Genomic DNA, 19586 nt, shown 5'->3' on the forward strand with positions numbered 1-19586 from the left:
TAAAGGATGGTTGTCATGATTGAATTAACAGGATCGTCACTAAATCTGGCTCAAATGAACGACATCATATATAAAAAAATCGGGGTTTCATTGAACGATGAAGCCTTGGAACGTGTCAATAAAAGCCGGGCTGCGGTCGAGAAAATTGTTAGGGAAGACCGGACCGTATACGGGATTAATACGGGGTTTGGTAAGTTCAGCGACGTTAAAATCGATGAAAAGGATACGAAAGCATTGCAATTACACTTGATCCGATCGCATTCATGCGGCGTTGGAGAAGCGTTTCCTGAAAACGTTTCGCGTGCGATGGTCGTTCTTCGCCTGAATGCGCTTTTAAAAGGTTTCTCCGGAATCCGTACAGAAGTGCTAGAACGGTTTGCTTATATGGTGAATAATCGCATTCACCCGGTCATTCCACAGCAAGGTTCACTTGGTGCATCAGGTGATTTGGCGCCATTGTCCCATCTCGCGCTTGTTTTACTTGGCGAAGGATTTGTCTGGCAAGAGGGCTTGCACGTTCCAGCTGCAACTATTTGGAATGAACATGGCATGTCGCCGATTGTGCTCGAAGCGAAAGAAGGGCTAGCGCTTATTAACGGGACGCAAGCAATGACTGCGCAAGGCGTTGTCAATTATTTGGAGGCAGAATCACTTGCGTATGCTAGCGAGTGGATTGCGGCAATGACAATGGAAGCGCTCCATGGAATTACGGACGCATTTCATCCGGCGATTCACGAAGCGCGCGGTTATCCGGAACAAGTGGATGTGGCGGCGAGGATGCTGGATTGGTTGAAAGGGAGTCGTCTGACAACCATTCAAGGCGAAAAACGTGTCCAAGACGCTTATTCAATTCGTTGTATTCCACAAGTGCACGGCGCGAGTTGGCAAGTACTTGGTTATGTAAAAGAGAAGCTAGAGATTGAGATGAATGCCGCGACGGATAATCCACTTATTTTCGATGATGGAGATACGGTTGTGTCTGGAGGTAACTTCCATGGTCAACCGATTGCGTTTGCGATGGACTTCTTGAAGCTGGGCGTGGCAGAACTCGCAAGTATTTCCGAACGCCGTATTGAACGGCTCGTTAATCCACAGTTGAATGAAGGATTGCCGCCGTTCCTAAGTCCAGAACCGGGGTTACAATCGGGTGCAATGATTTTACAATATTCAGCAGCCAGCCTTGTTTCTGAGAATAAAACACTTGCACACCCGGCGTCCGTTGACTCGATTCCATCGTCTGGCAACCAGGAAGATCATGTATCAATGGGAACAATCGGTGCCAGGCATGCACATTCCATCATAAAAAATGCGAGAAATGTACTCGCAATTGAAGCGCTTTGCGCACTGACAGGCTGTTCCATTAGAGGGGCAGAACAAATGGCACCAAAAACCCGTGTCAAGTTCGATCAATTGCTGGAAATCGTGCGACCAATTGAAGAAGATCGTATTTTTACGCCGGATATTGAAAAGCTTGCTCAATTTCTAGTCTGATAACTAGCAAAAAACCGAAGCGGATTTTAGGAGGCTTCGGTTTTTTGTATTGTCTCTCTTTGAGAACTTTGAACTTTTTACTCGTTATCATCATGTTCATTGGTCAGGCAATCCCGCTTCTTCCACCAGCTAAAGCGGTTGCGAAGCGTTCGAGTTGAACGATATGCGCATCAGAATTGGCTTTGCCCGTCATAATATCAGCGAGAATTTTTGAACCAAGCATACTGTAAACAGTTCCATTACCTCCATAGCCAAGTAGATAATAATGATTTCTTTTTGATGGATGCTCTCCGATGAATGGTAAGTTGTCCAGAGATTCTCCAAATGTTGCACAATAAGCGTAGTTAATTTCAATCGGAAGTTCGGGGAAAAGTTCTTGCAGCTGTTTTTTTAAGATTGCACCGTGCTTCATAATCGATTCATTTGAAAGAGGGGCTTGGGGTTCGTCCTCATCGAGCCCACCTACAATGATTCGGTTGTCCTCCGTTGTCCGCATATAGAGATACGGACGCTTTGATTCCCAAATGAGCGCATTTTCATGCCAAATCGGGGAAGCATCTAGTGGCTCAGTGACAATGACGTACGAACGGTTAATGTCGGCACCAATTCGTTTTCCTACAGGAAGGGTCTCGTATCCAGTTGTAAAAAGAACATTATCCGCATAAAAATCCCCTGCAGATGTGGAAATGTGCAACAGTCCATTTTCGTCGTTTATGTCCGTCACTTCTGTAAATTCGAAGAGATGGACGCCCATTGATTCGACCAATTGTAATAGTCCGTTGACGAATTTGTAAGGGTTCACTTCAGCATCACCGTATGTCACGATTGCTCCCGGTTTCGAAAACGGCAGATGCTTGCAGATTTCTACCTCGTCCCAAAAATCGCAAGGAAATCCATAATGCGTTAATGTATCATATTCTTTCCTAATGCGTTTTAAATCATTTTCGTCACTTGCATAATAAATGCTTGGCCGACTGATGAAATCAGGGTTAAGCGGCAGTCGTTCAGCTGTCTTTTTTAGGTTTTCCATTGCTTCCAAGCATAACTGATAAAAACGTACAGCATCCTTTTCTCCAATTTGTTCGATTAATTCATGGAGCATGATGTCATTTGAATATTGAAGCAATCCCGTATTTGCCATTGTGCTGCCAGTAGCCATCTGCCGCTTGTCTAGCACTGCGATCGAATGACCTTTGTCAGCCAATGCAAGTGCCGAAAGAGCTCCCGACATCCCTCCACCTACAATAATGACATCATAATGTGACGCGATTTCTACTTTTTTTCGTTCGGGGGGAATTGGCATCGTTTCTGGCCAATACAATGAACCTTCGTGAATATGCATACTTACAACCTCCTCTATGAAATCTATTATTCTTTACCCCCAAACTACTGATTGAAAGCATGTTATCATTGATGAAGTTCTACTAATAAAGTTTGGCAGATGGAGGAAGAAGATTAAATGACTATAGAAGAAAAACCACATATTTTAATAATCGACGGAATGGCACTCTTATTCCGCTCCTTTTTTGCAACTTCGGCGATGGGGCATTATTTCCCGAATGACGCTGGAATTCCGACGAATGCAGTGCAGGGGTTTGCCCGTCATACTATGACAGCGACCTCGATATTCAAACCTACACATATGGCGGTTTGTTGGGATATGGGCGCGCAAACGTTCCGCAATGACTTATTTGAAGGATATAAAGCAAACCGGCCTGCACCGGCGCCGGAGCTCGTACCGCAGTTTGATATGGCAAGAAGTGTTTCTGAATTAATTGGTTGGAAAAACTACGGAGTGCCAGGCATGGAAGCAGACGATCTGATTGGTTCATTCGTTCAGGCTTGGGAGGGGAAAGCGGAGATTACAATCGTGACTGGCGATAAAGATATGTTGCAATTGCTTAGACCGGGTGTCCGTATTGCATTTACGAAAAAAGGTTTTAATGTTTACGATATTTACACAGAGGAACGTTTCATTGAAGAGTATGGAATTACCCCTATCCAGTTTATTGACACAAAAGCATTCACTGGGGATACAAGTGACGGCTATCCTGGAGTGAGAGGCATCGGACCAAAAACTGCACTTAAACTCATTAAAGAATATGGATCGGTGGAAGGCGTGATTCAATCATTGCATGAGTTGACGCCGGCAATACGCAAGAAAATCGAGGAAGAGATGGACATGCTCTTATTATCCAAAAAACTTGCAGAAATCCATTGTGAATTAAAAATGGATGATCCAATCGAAACCCTGAAAATACCTGTTTATGATGGAGTTGTAAGGGAACTGATAGATAGAGAAGGTTATTCCATGATTGTTAGACAAGCGGATTCGCTATTGCTATAAATATACGAGGGGGATGCGTGTGAAAAAAGTTTACAATATATGCGCATAAAAATCGCGGCGGAAGCCAAGAAAATAGTTCAAGCTTGGGCTACTTGTCTGAGGGCATTTCTACAAAGAAAGGCGAAGTGTCGACCCACTGAAGGAATTTCGCCATGGTGCAAAAGCGAACGCGATTTGTTTGAGCATTGCAGAAACGGTTAAAAGCAAGGGCATCGAATTCTATGAGGATGTTAAGAAAATTTTAACGGTTCTAAGTATTCAACAAATGATGAGGTTTTAGTTCAGTACTTGCCCTCAACGAAAAACATTAAAGCCACTTGTAGCACTAAATAAAATAGCCGTCTATACGATTAAAAAAATCGTATAGACGGCTATTTGTCATGCGTACCGTGATATGCTTTGTTTTGTTTTTACTTGGGACGTGGCAATCTGTTGGTAGGGTCTTTGGCGAGCAGTTGATCAAGCGCTTTGGAACCCGTTAGATTGATTACAGGCAACTGTTCAAATACGTAGGTTACGTAAATCAACGGATTTAAGTGATTTTCTTTGGCAGCTTCCACGATACTATAGGCGATTGCTTTTGCGTCTTTCTTCGATTGAGAGAAAAGCAATTTTTTCGACCAATCACGAAGGGCTTAATTGCTCGTTCACTTCGATTATTATGCGGCCATCCTGTTAAGAGTACACTAATCCGTGCCAAAAGAGAAGTAACTAAAGGATTACTTTAGTTTAAGAAATGGAGCTAAATACTTCCGTGAATTGGTGTTATGTCTACACATTGAATACGGAATACATATGAATAATCATTCGAATTAAGAAAGCACAAAATAAGAAAATTAGTAGCATAAACCAGCGAGATAAATGAAAAAACTCCCCACAACTAGTAGTAGGGAGTTTACACTTTCATTCAAATTTACTTTAGAGGGATTCCCACAAGAGCTATAGTCTCTAAATCATTTATTGAATCAATTGAGATTTCCCCATTATATCTATTCACAACTTCCTTCACTATAAATAAACCTTGCCCTCTTATCTTTCCTTGTTCTGCATTTTTTGTTGAATATCCTTGTTTAAAAATATGTTCATTCTCACTAATTTTAGGTCCAGTATTCGTTATCTTAAATAGATACTGCGTAACATCCGTTTGACAGCTAATTGTTATTTTACGTTCAGCTACAGGTAATGCAACTGTTGCATCAATTGCATTATCAATTAAATTCGACAGTATTATGATTAAATCTGTTGTTTTTATTTTATCGAATGCATCATGAGAAACCGTAAAATTCATATCAATATGATAATTTTGTGCAGCCAGTTTCTTTGTTTGCAGTAATATTGATAGACCAGGATGATCTATATTTAATTTTAGAGTTTCTAGCGCCAGAACTTCTTTAGACAAAGATGATATGTATTGCTGAGCTTGCTTAGATTCCCCTAGTTGAAGTAGTCCGTGTAAAACCTGAATATGATTGGTGAAATCATGTCTTAAAGAAGATATGGAAGTGATTAACGTTTTAAGTTCAGCTTGGTATGTATCTTCTGTATAGCCGACTTCCTTTGCCACTTCTTGTTGATACCATCTTTGCAAAAATAAAAAAGATCCGATTACGACCAAAATAAAGGCACCATTAAAGACGAAGAGAAGGATATTATTTTTCAGTACTGTCCCTTTAATATAATCAAGTGTATCAACACTAATATCGATACCTAAGTATCCCATGACAATTCCTGCTTCATCCTTTATAGGCACTCCAACAGAAAGAAAAGTGCCATAAACGGCATCCTCAATTACATCTGTAATATATGTATTTCCTTCAAAGGCTATTTTGACCTGCTTTTCGGGCACTGTACCAACCGATCCAATGCTATAGCTCTCTTCTAATTCCTTGGGTAATCCGCCTATCATTGAGTTCGATACTATTGGATTATCGATTTTCAGTGTATACACAAATAATGCACCCAGTTTTTCTCTTGCATCAACTAGGTAGTTTGTTAATTCCCAATAATAGTCGTTTTTTGCAGGATTATTCAAAAATTTCTGATACGTTTCTTTGTCTATCGCAGACGCAATGGATTCTGCTGCTGCAAGACTTTGATTGGCGATTGACTCTTCAACTGTCTTTTTTATCTTCACATAAGAGGTAAAGACATTTAAACTTGTAAACAACAATAACAAGATAGCAGATAATACTAAAATAAGTTTAATTTTACTATTTTTCATAAAAATTAGTACTTCCTCATCTGTTTTAATTGAAAAGCATAGATTATCCGAATCTACTATAAAATATTCTTTTGCCTATGAAATTAAAAATTCGCTTTTCACAAATAGCATTACTATCATATTTTCTTGAAGACATTACTTGTTTAACCTACTGTAATAGAATCACGAAATCTAATAAGGTCAGTCGCTTCTCATTAGGTTCGATGTTTGTTGAAGGTACTATGATATCGCGATTTAGTTCTTCACTTTCATAAGTGTAGTCATTTGTGGCAGTAATAATGACTTTATATAAACCACTCGTGACATTTGAAACAATGATGTAAAAGTCGTTTTGATTTTCATTATTTGTTGGACTCACTTCAAAAGCTGCTGATAAATGTTCAATGATAGTTTTTTAGGTGAATTGACTTGTCCCTCGACTAATGCGGAATAATTCACTATTAAAATAGAAACGATTAATAGAATTGTTACTATAATTACCACCTTTTTTCATCATAACCATCATCACTATAAGATTATTATAGCAATTTTTGGGGTATTTACCTAATCGTACTATACAAATTGATGTTTTTCTTATTGAGTAACAAAGCTAAATACTGCCGAGAACGGGTGTTATGTCTACTAGGGGGGATGCAGCATTCGAACTGGAATTAGAGCACTTTCAAATCTAACACAATACTCCATATTTATATTTACAATTTCTTTAGATGCGTTAAACCTATTAACTATTTAAGGTCGTCAATGAATCAATATATTTCTAAATTTAACAATTAAATACATAGTAAATAGTGCATTATGTGAAATAATGTCAGGATAGTGTTGTAGTAACTCATGATCAGTTGGTTAACTAATTTAAAAAAGGTAGGAACTATATATGTTAAACAAATGAATACGACGTATACGCTTTACAAGGGCTTTTGGGAGGCCACTGAAAAAGACCTAGTAATTAGAATGAATTAGGATTCCCACTAATGCCGCTTCGCCGCTTTGTGGATGCCTCCCGCAACCATAAAACGCTCGTACAGCTAGGATCAAAAGTTTGGCCACGCTGAAGCAGACTTTAGCGTATATAGAAAAATGAAAAAATCCTTATCCGAGTCGGAAACTGATTCGGGTAGGGATTTTTGGATTTACTATTCAGTAGGCTCAATCTTTATAAAAGATAAAATTGACCTATTCATCTTATATGAAATATGCCGGACCTGGCTATCCCGGTTTCTTCCCCCGTTGTCATGAATAAAGAGAAAAATATCGTCAGCTGTCTCTTCATAGCCTATGACAGGTACCCAATGATAGTCGAATCCATACTTGCCGCGCCAACGAAATGTAAACCATTTATCAAATTTTGCAGCGACGGGCCGGCCGTTGTCGAGTTGTCTTTTCACTTCATCAATAGTGCACCCCGCAACTGTCCATTCTACTCCAAGCACTTTGCGCATATTTCGGATGAAGCGGTATTTGAATAAACCAATTTTTGTGCTACCTAGGAGACGATATAATTCATTTGTTGTGTAAGGGCACCCCTGTGGAAAAAGATGTTGAGTCATTACAAATGCTGTTACCGGTCCGCATGCTGATGATCGAATCGATTGTTCAACATCCTCATCAAATTGGGATTTTCCTTTGACGTTCAATATAGTTTTCATTCATCTGCCTCCAGAAAAAAAGAGCTCTACCTAGCGTGAGATCACTGAAAAAGTTCTAATACTTAGAACTAATTAGAATTCCTGCCAATACCGCTTTGACGCTTTGTGGATGCCTCCCGCGATAGGCCAGAAAGAAGAACGCTTTCAGTCTTATCGCTCCGGCTACCACGAAGACGCGCCTTCGCAGGATTAACTATGTGCGAAAGCGCATTTCGATATCTGTGATAAAATCTGCAACCTTGGAGTGCATCTTTCTTGACTATAAGGAGTATCAACTAGAAATCACATTAAAGTCTCGGTATATACATCTCAAAATCACATTTCTCTCGATAATGAATACCCTAGCGCAGGCGCGGCAAAGGGGTCGCCGAAGCCGTAAGACTGGATGCGAAGCGCTAATCCAGGCTTAGGGCGAGAGGCATCCCCAAAGCGCCAAGCGATCTACAATCCAAAAACCGAATAACATCTCTCTCATTAATTGAGCGCCACGGCAGATTCAATAGGATTCTGTAATTCAACATATATAGTTAGTAGATTATCACCGTAGCTCTCACGGTGATAACACGAAAGTTTGTACGTTGAAATACTTATTGCAATACAGTATAGTCTTCCTGGTAGCAAGTGAAGGTATTCAAATTTGGTAGAAAAAAACTCACTTCATTAAAACAATTGAAGTGAGTTTTCTGTTTCGTTAAGTAGTACTGCTAATGAAGTTCTGAAGTTTACATAGGTTTCAATTTCCAAGTGGATGCCGGCGGATACGATTTCTCTGACAATCCTCGGATTAAAACCGACAAAAATTGGACGTACCCCCATCAGTTTCAACGTGTTATTCAGTTGATTGATTTCAAGAGTAAGTATATTAAAATCATATTCCTCAACGTCTTTGTGGCCTACCCCGGTGAAATCGAATACTGCACACACCGTACTTCTATGAATTCCAACATAATCGAGGACGCGGGTGCGGATCAAATTAAAACGATCTTGGCCGGTGTGACCCGAAATCGGGACGAGAATCGTATTTTCGACGATTGAAGGAATGATTGGTGCTGATGTTTCTAGTATAATCTTTTCATAGGAAGCAATTTTAGCTTTAAGCAGTTGGATTTCATTCTCGTAGTCCACTAATACACACCCCGTTATCATTTTTTCTAGTATACTTCATCTAGATAAAAGGTGCACCGAAAATGAAAAAACGGATAGACATAAGTCCATCCGTTTAGGTAAAGCTTCTATACAGTTACGCTTTTACGCCTTCAAGGAAATCCGTCACTTGTGATGGCGATTTTGCATTTGCACTATGCAGATGCGCTTGCTTTTCACCGTTCTGGAAAATCAGTAAACTAGGAATTCCCATGACGTCATACTTATCAGCGATTTCCGGCAGCACGTCACGGTCGACATCATACCATGTGTATTCATCATATTTCTCGACGATTGGATCAATAAACATATCCATACGTCTGCAGTCAGGGCACCATCCTGCCTGGAATTTTACAAGTGCTTTAGAATCGCCGGCAATAATTTCATTAAACTGTTCAACTGTTGTAATTGGTTTCATAATATATATTGACCCCCTTTATATGGACAGTGTACAACGTAATCACTTTAGTCGGGTAATGATATGTTTCAGATAGGAAGTTGAAAAAATTTAGATTTAAATATTGCGAAAACTAGCAATATGTTCTACACTGAGAGATATAGAAACGGTTTCTATTTTTTTTGCCCATTAAATGAATGAGTGTTCATTCAAACGAAAAAAGGGAGGCTTCGCAAGTGACTTATCAAATTAAAAAAGCGGCAGTTTTAGGTTCAGGCGTTATGGGTTCGGGTATTGCAGCTCATCTCGCTAATATAGGAATTCCAGTTTTACTTTTGGATATCGTTCCTGGAAAGTTAACTGAAGAGGAAGCTACAAAAGGGCTTACGCTTGAAGATGGCATTGTACGAAATAAAATTGCAGCAGGTGCTTTGCAGAAACTAGTGAAACAAAAACCTGCACCCCTAACGAAGAAAAGTAATCTGTCCCTTATAGAAGCAGGGAATTTCGAAGATGATCTGGATAAATTAAAAGATGTTGACTGGATTATTGAAGTGATTGTTGAAAATCTTGATGTTAAAAAAGGTTTGTATGAAAAAATAGATGCAGTTCGTAAACCGGGTACAATCATCACTTCAAATACATCGGGTATTAGTATTGAAGCGATGGCGGCAGGACGTTCGGAAGATTTCCAAAAACATTTCATGGGCACACATTTTTTCAATCCACCGCGTTACTTGAAATTACTTGAGATTATTCCAGCGAGCACAACGGCTCCGGAAGTTATAGAGTTTATGACCCGTTTTGGTGAAGATACGCTTGGTAAGGGAGTTGTCATTGCAAAAGATACGCCGAACTTCATCGCGAACCGAATCGGTACATATGGCCTTCTTATCACATTACGCGAGATGGAGAAACGCGGCTATTCGATTGGAGAAGTTGACTCGGTGACGGGTACCTTGATTGGCCGTCCGACATCGGCAACATTCCGTACGCTTGACGTTGTTGGACTAGATACGTTCATGCATGTGGCGAAAAACGTTTACGACAAGACGGAAGGCGAAGAGCAAAAAGTGTTTGAATTGCCGCCATTCATGAAGAAAATGATTGATAATGGCTGGATTGGTGCCAAGGCAAAACAAGGATTTTATCTCAAAAAAGGTAAAGAGATTCTTGAACTAGATACAGAGACATTTGAATACAGTCCAGCTAAAAAGTTGAAAACACCTTCTATTGAAATGGCTAAACAACAAAAAGGACTTGCTAATAGAGTGAAAACGCTCGTCTATGCGGATGATCGCACTGGTGAAATCTTGTGGAGTATCCTGTCACCAACATTGCTTTATTCTGCAGAACTAAACGGTGAAATTGCAGATGATATCGTTGCAATCGACAATGCCATGAAATGGGGATTTGGATGGCAGCAAGGACCATTTGAAATCTGGGATGCAATCGGCGTAGCAAAATCTGTTGAGAAGATGAAAGATGAAGGCGGGAAAGTTCCAGCATTCGTTCAAAGTTTGCTCGACAAAGGCTATGAAACTTTCTATAAAGAAGAAGACAATGAACTTTACTTCTTCGATGGAGAAGATTACAAGCTTGTTCCTGTTAATGAAAAAGTAATCGACTTGAAGCGCTATAAGCAAAAACATGGTGTTATCAAAAAGAATTCAGGCGCTAGTTTAATCGACCTTGGCGATGGTGTGGCACTTCTTGAATTCCATTCACAATCGAATTCAATTGGTCCTGACATCATTCAAATGATCAACTTCGCCGTTGATGAAGTTGAGAAAAACTTCAAAGGGCTTGTCATTGGAAATCAAGGCAAAAACTTCTGTGTGGGTGCAAACCTAGGAATGATTCTTATGGAAGCGCAGGATGACAATATCTTTGAACTTGATTTCACTGTTCGCTCATTCCAAAACGCCATGATGAAAATCAAGTATTCCTCAAAACCTGTTGTTGCAGCGCCATTTGCAATGACGCTTGGGGGAGGGACTGAGGTTTGTCTACCGGCAGCTCATATTCAAGCTTCAATGGAAACGTATATGGGACTTGTTGAAGTCGGCGTTGGTTTGATACCGGGTGGTGGCGGAAACGTAGGACTTTATACGAAACATTTAAAAGGATTGCCAAAGGGCGTTCACATTGACTATCAATTTGTTGCCAATAAAGTTTTCGAATCAATCGCGACTGCAAAAGTGTCTACTTCGGGAGACGAAGCACGTGAAAATAACTTCCTCGATTTCGCAGATGGTATTAGTGTCAATGCAGATCACTTAATCTATGATGCGAAACAGGCAGCTATTGCATTGTTTGACATGGGTTATAAAGCGCCTAAACGTGAGAAATTCCCTGTTACAGGTGATTCGGGTTATGCAACGATGCTTCTCGGGGCAGAGGGCATGTTCCTATCTGGCTTTATCAGCGAGCATGATCTGAAAATCGCGAAGAAGCTGGCGTTTGTTTTATCCGGCGGAAAAGTACCATACGGAACACTTGTTGACGAACAATATATGTTGGACCTTGAACGTGAAGCTTTCCTTAGCCTTGTGGCGGAACCAAAATCACAACAGCGTATGCAACACATGCTCGTAAAAGGTAAACCGTTACGTAACTGATTTAAAGTGCATAGCAAAGAGGAGGAAATTCAATGCGTGAAGCAGTACTAGTAGCCGGTGCACGGACACCGGTGGGAAAAGCGGGTAGAGGTTCTCTTGTAACCGTACGCCCGGATGACTTAGGGGCACTTGTAATTAAAGAAACGTTGAAACGTGCTGGGGGCTATGATGGCCCAATTGATGACTTAATTATTGGTTGTGCGATGCCTGAAGCTGAACAAGGGATGAACGTTGCGCGAAATATTGGTGCACTTGCAGGTCTTCCTGATACGACGCCTGCAATTACGGTAAACCGATTCTGTTCATCAGGTCTTCAATCAATTGCTTATGCAGCTGAACGCATCATGCTCGGTCACTCGCAAGCGATACTTGCAGGCGGTGTCGAGTCAATGAGTATGGTACCGATGATGGGGAATACAATCCGACCGAATGCTCACTTAGCAGAAACGGCTCCACAATATTATATGGGAATGGGTCACACTGCTGAGCAAGTTGCAGTAAAATACGGTATCACGCGTGAAGAACAGGATGAATTTGCTGTGCTGTCTCACAAAAAAGCAGGTGCAGCGATTGCAGCTGGAAAATTTGATGATGAAATCGTGCCAGTCGAAGTCGTAAAGCGTTCTGTAGATGATAACGGAAAATATAGTGAGAAGAATTTCACATTTAAAATGGACGAAGGAGTCCGTCACGGAACAAGCGTAGAGGGATTAGCGAAATTGCGTCCGGCATTCTCCGTAACAGGTACTGTTACGGCAGGTAACTCGTCACAAACATCAGACGGAGCAGGCGCAGTACTTGTGATGGACCGCGAAGTGGCAGAAGCGCAAGGCTTGAAGCCAATCGCGAAATTCCTGTCATTTGCTGTAGGCGGCGTGCCACCTGAAGTGATGGGGATCGGCCCAATTGTAGCCATTCCAAAAGCACTTAAAATTGCAGGGCTTTCTATTGAGGATATCGATGTATGGGAGTTAAACGAAGCGTTCGCGTCTCAGTCACTTCAAGTTATCCGTCATCTAGGCCTTGATATAGATAAGGTGAATTTCAACGGCGGAGCAATCTCCCTCGGGCATCCACTCGGAGCAACAGGATCTATCTTAACAATTCGTATGATGAGTGAATTAAAACGTCAAGGTAAACAGTTCGGAGTCGTTACAATGTGTATCGGCGGCGGAATGGGCGCAGCCGGCGTGTTTGAGCTTTTGTAAACACTATATATTCGGCACCACTTATTTAGAATTAACTAGGTGATATACCTCACCAGTATAACGAACAATTCTAGCGAAGGAGCGACAAGTGTGAGCCGAAGCAATCAGACCGACAATGCTCTTCTGGCGGGCTTATTGCGTGAGGCCATCACCAAGCGACAAAGCGGTGTAGGAAGAACATTCTATTTATTAAGTGCTGACTATCTAGTAAACAAACCAGTGAATTTTATATTAATAGTGGACATATAAACCCTTAAGATTAAAAGGAGGAAACAACATTGACTGAATTAAAAACAAACGAACTGATTAAAGGTGGAGCTTTTCTAACGGAAGACATTGAAGCAAACCGTGTATTTACGCCTGAAGATTTTACTGATGAACAGAAAATGATTGCGAAAACAGCAGAAGACTACGTGAAAAATGAAGTTCAACCTGTTGTCGAAAATCTTGAAAACCATGAATTCGAGCACTCTGTAAGACTACTGAAAACTGCGGGGGATCTTGGACTTCTAGGAGCGGATGTACCAGAAGAATATGGTGGTCTTGGACTCGACAAAATTGCGTCTGCACTTATCTCTGAAAAGATGTCCGTAGCAGGTGGATTCTCGATTACTCATGGCGCACACGTTGGTATCGGAACCCTACCAATCGTACTTTTCGGAAATGAAGAACAAAAGAAAAAGTACTTGCCAAACTCTGTATCAGGTGACAAAATCTCTGCATATGCACTAACTGAGCCAGGCTCTGGTTCTGATGCATTGGGTGCGAAAACAAATGCAAAATTGAATGCTGCTGGAACACACTACATCTTAAATGGTGAAAAACAGTGGATTACGAACGCAGGATTTGCAGATATTTTTGTTGTTTACGCGAAAATCGATGGCGATAAGTTCTCTGCTTTTATTGTTGAAAAAGAATTCCCAGGTGTATCTGTCGGAGCCGAAGAGAAAAAGATGGGTATCAAATCTTCATCTACTCGTACGCTAATCTTACAAGACGCAGTAGTACCAGTTGAAAATTTGCTAGGTGAAATCGGTCGCGGACATATTATTGCATTTAATATCTTGAATATCGGTCGCTACAAATTAGGAGTCGGCACAATGGGCGGATCTAAACGTGCGCTTGAGCTTGCAATTACTTATACAAATCAACGTCAACAGTTCAAAACACCAATTTCTTCATTCAACTTGACGAAACAAAAACTATCAACAATGGCATCTAAACTGTATGCAGCTGAAAGCTTGATTTACCGTACAGTTGGTTACTTTGAAGAGCGTCAAAGCCAGTTGAGTCTTGAAGAGCAAAAAGATGGTAAAGCAATTGCGGCAGCAATCGCAGAATACGCAATCGAATGTTCTATCAATAAAGTCGTGGGATCTGAGGTATTGGATTACATCGTTGACGAAGCAGTTCAGCTTCACGGCGGATACGGCTTCATGCAAGAATATGAAGTAGAGCGCATTTATCGTGATTCACGCATCAATCGTATTTTTGAAGGGACGAATGAAATCAACCGTCTGCTAGTACCAGGTACATTCCTGAAAAAAGCAATGAAGGGTGAATTGCCATTGCTTCAACAGGCGCAAGCACTTCAAGAAGAACTTCTTATGATGATGCCTGAAGAAATCGGTGACGAAGCACTTGCACAAGAAAAAGCACTTGTAAAAAATGCTAAGAAAATCGGTTTGCTTGCTGCTGGTCTTGCTGCACAACGTTTTGGCACGAAGCTTGAAGCAGAGCAAGAGGTACTTGTAAATATTGCAGATATCGCTAATAATGTTTTTGCGATGGAGTCTGCACTTCTACGTACAGAAAAAGCAATTGCACGCAGCGGAGAAGAAAAAGCGCAACAGAAAATCCTTTACACACAAATCTTCTGCCAAGAAGCATTTGAAGAGATTGAAAGAGATGCAAAAGAAACACTTCTTGCGGCTGTCGATGGTGATAATCAACGCATGATGATTTCAGCGCTGCGTAAATTGACTCGCTCGAATCCGTATAATATCATCGCTAAAAAACGCGAAGCTTCAGTTAAGCTAATCGAAGCGGAGAAGTATATCGTATAACACGTCTGTAGATTAAAATTACCTTGATCACACACTGGGCGTTACGTGTAGTTGTTTTTGTATCGCTTTGAATTGAACAATTTCAATACCATTATCGAGATGTATTGATAAGTAGGGATGCGACTCTGTCGCATCCCTACTTATTCTTTCGGTAATCGCATGGTTTTTGTTCATTTGCCGCTCTCGAAAGACATTGATACAAGAAGTGCCGAAGCTTTTTTGGACGAAAGAATGGCTAGCTTCTCACCTAAAGATAAGCGGTCAAAGATATAATTTTGACCGCTCAATCCTTCTCTATAGTATCTCCATATTTATTTTAAGGAAGTGTCAATTTCCTATAAGGCATCACATAATCTTTGCAAAAGTAAGCAAAGAACGAAATGTACAACGTACGAGAGTGCCCGAAATTGCATCTTCGGGCACTTACAATCTCTATAGAAAGTCATCTTTTCTATTCTTTCAAAGCACCTGCCCCACGGTAATAATATCGTAATTAATTCGCCGAAAGCGGGCCGAAAATAGTAAAGGGTTATAGCGGTTTTCAAGCCCTGCTCGCTATCGTATTATGCAAGTCAATAATTAATCGACAGACTTGATTGTTTAATGAAGTAAAATTGCCGATCTCACTTTGACGTCCAGGTACCAATAGGCGCCAAGGTGTTTTTTCTGTTATAATGGCGAAAATGGAGGCGTTGCGGTATGGGATTAGTTTATTACGGTTATCCAAAGTGCGGGACATGCAGGAAAGCAAAAAAATGGCTTGAGACGAACAACTTGGACTTTCAGGAAGTGAACATAGCGGAAGCTCCTCCTTCAGTAGAAGAACTTGGCAAAATGATTGCGGCATCGGATTTGGAGTTGAAAAAGTTTTTCAACGTTAGTGGGACGAAATATAGAGAGCTAAACTTGAAAGACAAATTGCTCACAATGACAGATGAAGAGAAAATTAGCTTGCTGTCATCTGACGGTATGTTGATTAAGAGACCAATTGTCTTCGGTGATGGTAAGGTGACTGTCGGATTCAAGGAAGAAGAGTTCGACAAAGTATGGACTAACTGATTTCCTATCTTGTCTTTATTCGAGAAATATGACAGAATTGAAGAGAATGAAACTATTTATTTGGAGGGATACGGAATGAGCACACCAAAAGATCTGCGTTATTCTGAAGAGCATGAATGGGTAAAAGACGAAGGTGGTAACTACCGCATCGGTATTACTCACTTTGCACAATCTGAACTAGGCGATATCGTATTCGTTGAACTTCCATCTGTCGGAGATGACATCAAAGCGGACGAGCCTTTCGGAAGCGTTGAATCTGTTAAGACAGTATCAGAACTTTATGCACCAATCAGCGGAAAAGTAATTGAAGTGAATGAAGGACTTGAAGACAGCCCTGAATTTGTCAATGAATCACCGTATGAAAATGCATGGATGATCGTTGTTGAACCTTCAAATGTTTCTGAACTGGATGAACTTATGTCAGCTGAAGCGTATGAAAAAATGACTGTCGGAGAATAACTAAGACAAGGCGCCGGTACTTTTTCGGCGTTTTTTGCATCTTTATATAAAAAAGAGCGAAGGAGGGGCTTCTTGTGTCGGATGAAAGAGTAATTATCGTCGAGGGCGGTTCGGATAAGAAACGTTTGGCACGAATACTTGTTGAGCCTGTCGAAATTATTTGTACGAACGGCACAGTAAGTCCTTATCGGCTTGAAGAATTGCTTGCACCTTACGAAGAACATGAACTATTTGTCTTCGTTGATGCGGATGAAGATGGAGAAAAGACCCGTGTTTTATTCAAAAGAGAGTTCCCGGCAGCAATCCATTTGTACACAGAAAAGGTTTATCGGGAAGTGGAGACGACCCCATACAAAGTGTTGGCTACAATACTACAAGGTGCGGATTTTAAAATCAGACCGGAATTTCTAATTTAAAGGATGTAGAATTAATGGAAACTTGGACACGCGAACAATGGGAGATGGCTTTGAAAGAGTCTTCAGTGGCAGCGTTTTATTTATATACACCAATGTGTGGAACTTGTGCAGTCGCATCTAAAATGATGGAAGTTATTACCGTCATGAGACCGGGAATACCAATCGGGAAAGCAGATTTGAATTACGTACAAAATATTGCAATTGACTATGAAATCGAAAGCGTTCCTTGCCTTCTTATACAAAAGGATGGCGTTTTAACCCATAAAATTTATGCATTTCAATCAGTACCGTATCTACTTGAAGAAATAGATTGACAATAGATATGGAACTTTGATATACTTCGTCTTAACATTCAATTGAATAGGTCGCTCTTATTAAGAGAGGTGGAGGGATAGTGCCCTGCGAAGCCCGGCAACCGTCACGTAAGTGAAATGGTGCCAAGTCACACAAAGCATACGCTTTGAAAGATGAGAGATTGGACAACGTTTATTTTCGATAACGTCAAGCCTTTCTGCCCGTCTGCAGGAAGGCTTTTTTGTATTGAAAAGTGGAAGGCGCCGCTCAGCCCTGACAGGCACAAGTCAGATTGCGAAGGGGGCGTACCTAAGCCACCACAGCGAACTGCCTTGTGACCCGAGGGGGTGGCGCCTGAAGCTAGACAGCAAGAAAAGCGGAAGGTGCCTGCAGCTCGACAACGAGAAAAGCAGAAGGCATCTGGCGTCTGAAGCTAGACGAAATTAGTAACAAAACAATTTTTCTGAGGTGAAAAAAATGATTTATTTAACGGATATAAATAAACGATACGGTGAAGGGCCAGGCAGTATTTCAGCAGTCGAAAATGTATCGCTTGAAATTACTGACGGTGAGATTTTTGGAGTCATCGGCTATAGTGGGGCAGGAAAAAGTACGTTGATTCGACTACTGAACGGTCTTGAAATGCCAACGTCAGGTAGTGTTAAAATAGGAAGTCTAGAAATATCAGCAATTAAAGGGAAAGAGCTAAGGGAAGCACGACAAAAAGTGAGTATGATTTTCCAACACTTTAACTTACTGTGGTCTAGAACAGTGAAGGAGAATATCGCTTTCCCTCTTGAAATCGCGGGTGTACGAAAAGCCGAGCGTGATAAGAAAGTGGCGGAACTGATTGAATTAGTTGGTTTGGCTGGTCGTGAAAATGCATATCCATCCGAATTGTCTGGAGGTCAGAAACAGCGCGTAGGGATTGCTCGTGCGCTTGCAAACGACCCTGAAGTCCTTCTTTGTGACGAAGCGACTTCAGCCCTTGATCCAGAAACAACGGATTCAATACTAGACCTTCTAACAGGAATTAATGAACGACTTGGACTGACAATTGTGCTTATCACACATGAAATGCACGTTATCCGGAAAATTTGCCACAGAGTTGCAGTTATGGAGGCAGGGAAAGTTGTTGAGTTGGGAGATGTCCTGGATGTGTTCCAATCACCGAAGGAACCGATCACAAAGCGGTTTGTCTCTCAAGTGACGGAACCCGTGGAGGCGAAGCAGGCAATGGCGCATATTAAGGAAGAATTTCCTGCCGGCACGCTTATCAAGCTTGTATTTGTAGGGGAGCGGACAGAACAACCTGTGCTCGCAAGTCTTATTCGGAAATTCACTGTCGATGTGAATATCGTGCAGGGAAACATATCCCATACACATGGCGGGGCATACGGCACACTGATACTTCAGTTGCTTGGAGATTCCTCAATCATTGAGGAAGCAATTCAATACCTCAATGAAAATGATGTTCAGACGGAGGTGATCGGTAATGATTGAAAACCTTTTTCCGAATGTCGACTGGACTAAAATGTGGGAAGCAACAGTGGAAACACTCTATATGACTGCGGTTTCTACATTGTTCACTTTAGTTATTGGGTTAGGACTTGGAATTTTACTCTTCCTATCTAGTCCCGGTCAACTTTGGTCGAATAAGTTGGTCAATATTATATCAGGAGCATTCGTCAATATTTTTAGATCCATTCCGTTTATCATATTAATCATTTTACTTATTCCGTTTACGAAATTTCTTCTTGGTACAATCCGCGGACCGGATGCAGCGATGCCGGCACTTATTATTGGAGCGGCTCCGTTTTATGCAAGAATGGTGTTGATTGCATTACAGGAAATTGATAAAGGTGTAATTGAAGCTTCGAAGTCAATGGGAGCGAAAACGAGAACGATTATTTTTAAAGTTCTTATACCGGAATCGATGCCTGCACTTATTTCAGGAATTACTGTAACAGCGATTGCACTCGTCGGGTACACTGCTATGGCTGGGATTATCGGAGCAGGTGGACTTGGGACTCTTGCATACTTAGATGGTTTCCAGCGTAGCCGGGAAGACGTTACACTTGCTGCAACAATCCTTATTTTAATTATCGTTTTCATCATTCAATTCATCGGGGATTTTGCGGTGAGGAAATTCGACAAGAGATAATAGTTAGTACAGTAATATCAGGCCTAGCCTGTAAATTATATAAAAACATAGAAA

17 protein-coding genes, 1 pseudogene and 1 riboswitch are annotated in these 19586 nt (G+C 41.1%); of the genes and pseudogenes, 11 read left to right on the forward strand and 7 right to left on the reverse strand.

What is annotated here, in order from left to right; all coding sequences use genetic code 11:
• Window positions 1-15 precede the first annotated feature (15 nt).
• Window positions 16-1491 (forward strand): histidine ammonia-lyase, encoded by a 1476-nt coding sequence (hutH, locus tag MKX62_RS12680; protein WP_340741579.1) that lies wholly within the window; start codon window positions 16-18, stop codon window positions 1489-1491.
• A 103-nt stretch (window positions 1492-1594) separates the two neighbouring features.
• Here the strand turns inward: hutH and MKX62_RS12685 are convergent, their stop codons facing one another.
• Entirely contained in the window at window positions 1595-2833 is a 1239-nt protein-coding gene (locus MKX62_RS12685) for an NAD(P)/FAD-dependent oxidoreductase (RefSeq protein WP_340741580.1), read from the reverse strand.
• A gap of 117 nt (window positions 2834-2950) precedes the next feature.
• Here MKX62_RS12685 and MKX62_RS12690 point away from each other — a divergent pair, with 117 nt between their 5' ends.
• Window positions 2951-3838 (forward strand): 5'-3' exonuclease, encoded by an 888-nt coding sequence (locus tag MKX62_RS12690; protein ID WP_067206286.1) that lies wholly within the window; start codon window positions 2951-2953, stop codon window positions 3836-3838.
• A gap of 410 nt (window positions 3839-4248) precedes the next feature.
• Here the strand turns inward: MKX62_RS12690 and MKX62_RS24455 are convergent.
• The 6 genes and pseudogenes from MKX62_RS24455 to MKX62_RS12715 form a co-directional block, all read right to left on the reverse strand.
• Window positions 4249-4499, reverse strand: a pseudogene (locus tag MKX62_RS24455) (IS66 family transposase); the annotation flags it as partial.
• Between the two features lie 252 nt (window positions 4500-4751).
• Window positions 4752-6059: a sensor histidine kinase gene (locus MKX62_RS12695; RefSeq protein ID WP_340741581.1), complete on the reverse strand. Its 1308-nt coding sequence runs from the start codon at window positions 6057-6059 to the stop codon at window positions 4752-4754.
• A 148-nt stretch (window positions 6060-6207) separates the two neighbouring features.
• Window positions 6208-6417, reverse strand: a complete 210-nt coding sequence (locus MKX62_RS12700; protein ID WP_340741582.1) for a hypothetical protein — start codon at window positions 6415-6417, stop codon at window positions 6208-6210.
• Window positions 6418-7192: 775 nt separating this feature from the next.
• Complete coding sequence (locus MKX62_RS12705) at window positions 7193-7705, reverse strand: C39 family peptidase (RefSeq protein ID WP_067206291.1); 513 nt, start codon at window positions 7703-7705, stop codon at window positions 7193-7195.
• Between the two features lie 660 nt (window positions 7706-8365).
• Window positions 8366-8830 carry a histidine kinase gene (locus MKX62_RS12710; protein ID WP_067206293.1) on the reverse strand — a complete coding sequence of 155 codons (465 nt, stop codon included), beginning with the start codon at window positions 8828-8830 and terminating at the stop codon, window positions 8366-8368.
• Between the two features lie 115 nt (window positions 8831-8945).
• Window positions 8946-9266, reverse strand: a complete 321-nt coding sequence (locus MKX62_RS12715) for a thioredoxin family protein (protein WP_067206296.1) — start codon at window positions 9264-9266, stop codon at window positions 8946-8948.
• A gap of 215 nt (window positions 9267-9481) precedes the next feature.
• Between MKX62_RS12715 and MKX62_RS12720 the strand changes: the two genes are divergently transcribed.
• From MKX62_RS12720 to MKX62_RS12760, 9 genes are all read left to right on the forward strand, one after another.
• A complete protein-coding gene (locus MKX62_RS12720) occupies window positions 9482-11866 on the forward strand; it encodes a 3-hydroxyacyl-CoA dehydrogenase/enoyl-CoA hydratase family protein (protein WP_340741583.1) in 2385 nt (794 codons plus the stop codon).
• A gap of 32 nt (window positions 11867-11898) precedes the next feature.
• The gene (locus MKX62_RS12725) at window positions 11899-13074 is read left to right on the forward strand and encodes an acetyl-CoA C-acetyltransferase (protein ID WP_340741584.1); all 1176 of its coding nucleotides are present in this window, start codon (window positions 11899-11901) and stop codon (window positions 13072-13074) included.
• A 278-nt stretch (window positions 13075-13352) separates the two neighbouring features.
• Window positions 13353-15140, forward strand: a complete 1788-nt coding sequence (locus MKX62_RS12730) for an acyl-CoA dehydrogenase family protein (protein WP_187046785.1) — start codon at window positions 13353-13355, stop codon at window positions 15138-15140.
• Between the two features lie 699 nt (window positions 15141-15839).
• Window positions 15840-16199, forward strand: coding sequence for an arsenate reductase family protein (locus tag MKX62_RS12735; protein ID WP_067206307.1), 360 nt, complete (start codon window positions 15840-15842; stop codon window positions 16197-16199).
• A 75-nt stretch (window positions 16200-16274) separates the two neighbouring features.
• Entirely contained in the window at window positions 16275-16658 is a 384-nt protein-coding gene (gcvH, locus tag MKX62_RS12740) for a glycine cleavage system protein GcvH (protein WP_067206310.1), read from the forward strand.
• A 74-nt stretch (window positions 16659-16732) separates the two neighbouring features.
• Window positions 16733-17074 carry a toprim domain-containing protein gene (locus tag MKX62_RS12745; protein WP_067206312.1) on the forward strand — a complete coding sequence of 114 codons (342 nt, stop codon included), beginning with the start codon at window positions 16733-16735 and terminating at the stop codon, window positions 17072-17074.
• 14 nt (window positions 17075-17088) lie between these two features.
• Window positions 17089-17388 (forward strand): thioredoxin family protein, encoded by a 300-nt coding sequence (locus MKX62_RS12750; RefSeq protein WP_067206314.1) that lies wholly within the window; start codon window positions 17089-17091, stop codon window positions 17386-17388.
• Between the two features lie 54 nt (window positions 17389-17442).
• A riboswitch (SAM riboswitch) is annotated at window positions 17443-17548 on the forward strand.
• A 297-nt stretch (window positions 17549-17845) separates the two neighbouring features.
• Complete coding sequence (locus MKX62_RS12755; protein WP_067206317.1) at window positions 17846-18871, forward strand: methionine ABC transporter ATP-binding protein; 1026 nt, start codon at window positions 17846-17848, stop codon at window positions 18869-18871.
• The gene (locus MKX62_RS12760; protein WP_067206320.1) at window positions 18864-19532 is read left to right on the forward strand and encodes a methionine ABC transporter permease; all 669 of its coding nucleotides are present in this window, start codon (window positions 18864-18866) and stop codon (window positions 19530-19532) included. Before MKX62_RS12755 ends, MKX62_RS12760 begins: the two co-directional genes overlap by 8 nt.
• The last annotated feature ends 54 nt before the right edge of the window (window positions 19533-19586 follow it).

It is taken from the genome of Sporosarcina sp. FSL K6-5500, assembly GCF_038005665.1.
GTDB lineage: Bacteria > Bacillota > Bacilli > Bacillales_A > Planococcaceae > Sporosarcina > Sporosarcina psychrophila.

Coding starts and splice junctions, on each gene's coding strand:
- hutH (WP_340741579.1), top strand. CDS start 16: ATGATTGAATTAACAGGATCGTCACTAAATCTGGCTCAAATGAACGAC.
- MKX62_RS12685 (WP_340741580.1), bottom strand. CDS start 2,833: ATGCATATTCACGAAGGTTCATTGTATTGGCCAGAAACGATGCCAATT.
- MKX62_RS12690 (WP_067206286.1), top strand. CDS start 2,951: ATGACTATAGAAGAAAAACCACATATTTTAATAATCGACGGAATGGCA.
- MKX62_RS12695 (WP_340741581.1), bottom strand. CDS start 6,059: ATGAAAAATAGTAAAATTAAACTTATTTTAGTATTATCTGCTATCTTG.
- MKX62_RS12705 (WP_067206291.1), bottom strand. CDS start 7,705: ATGAAAACTATATTGAACGTCAAAGGAAAATCCCAATTTGATGAGGAT.
- MKX62_RS12715 (WP_067206296.1), bottom strand. CDS start 9,266: ATGAAACCAATTACAACAGTTGAACAGTTTAATGAAATTATTGCCGGC.
- MKX62_RS12725 (WP_340741584.1), top strand. CDS start 11,899: ATGCGTGAAGCAGTACTAGTAGCCGGTGCACGGACACCGGTGGGAAAA.
- MKX62_RS12735 (WP_067206307.1), top strand. CDS start 15,840: ATGGGATTAGTTTATTACGGTTATCCAAAGTGCGGGACATGCAGGAAA.
- gcvH (WP_067206310.1), top strand. CDS start 16,275: ATGAGCACACCAAAAGATCTGCGTTATTCTGAAGAGCATGAATGGGTA.
- MKX62_RS12750 (WP_067206314.1), top strand. CDS start 17,089: ATGGAAACTTGGACACGCGAACAATGGGAGATGGCTTTGAAAGAGTCT.
- MKX62_RS12755 (WP_067206317.1), top strand. CDS start 17,846: ATGATTTATTTAACGGATATAAATAAACGATACGGTGAAGGGCCAGGC.
- MKX62_RS12760 (WP_067206320.1), top strand. CDS start 18,864: ATGATTGAAAACCTTTTTCCGAATGTCGACTGGACTAAAATGTGGGAA.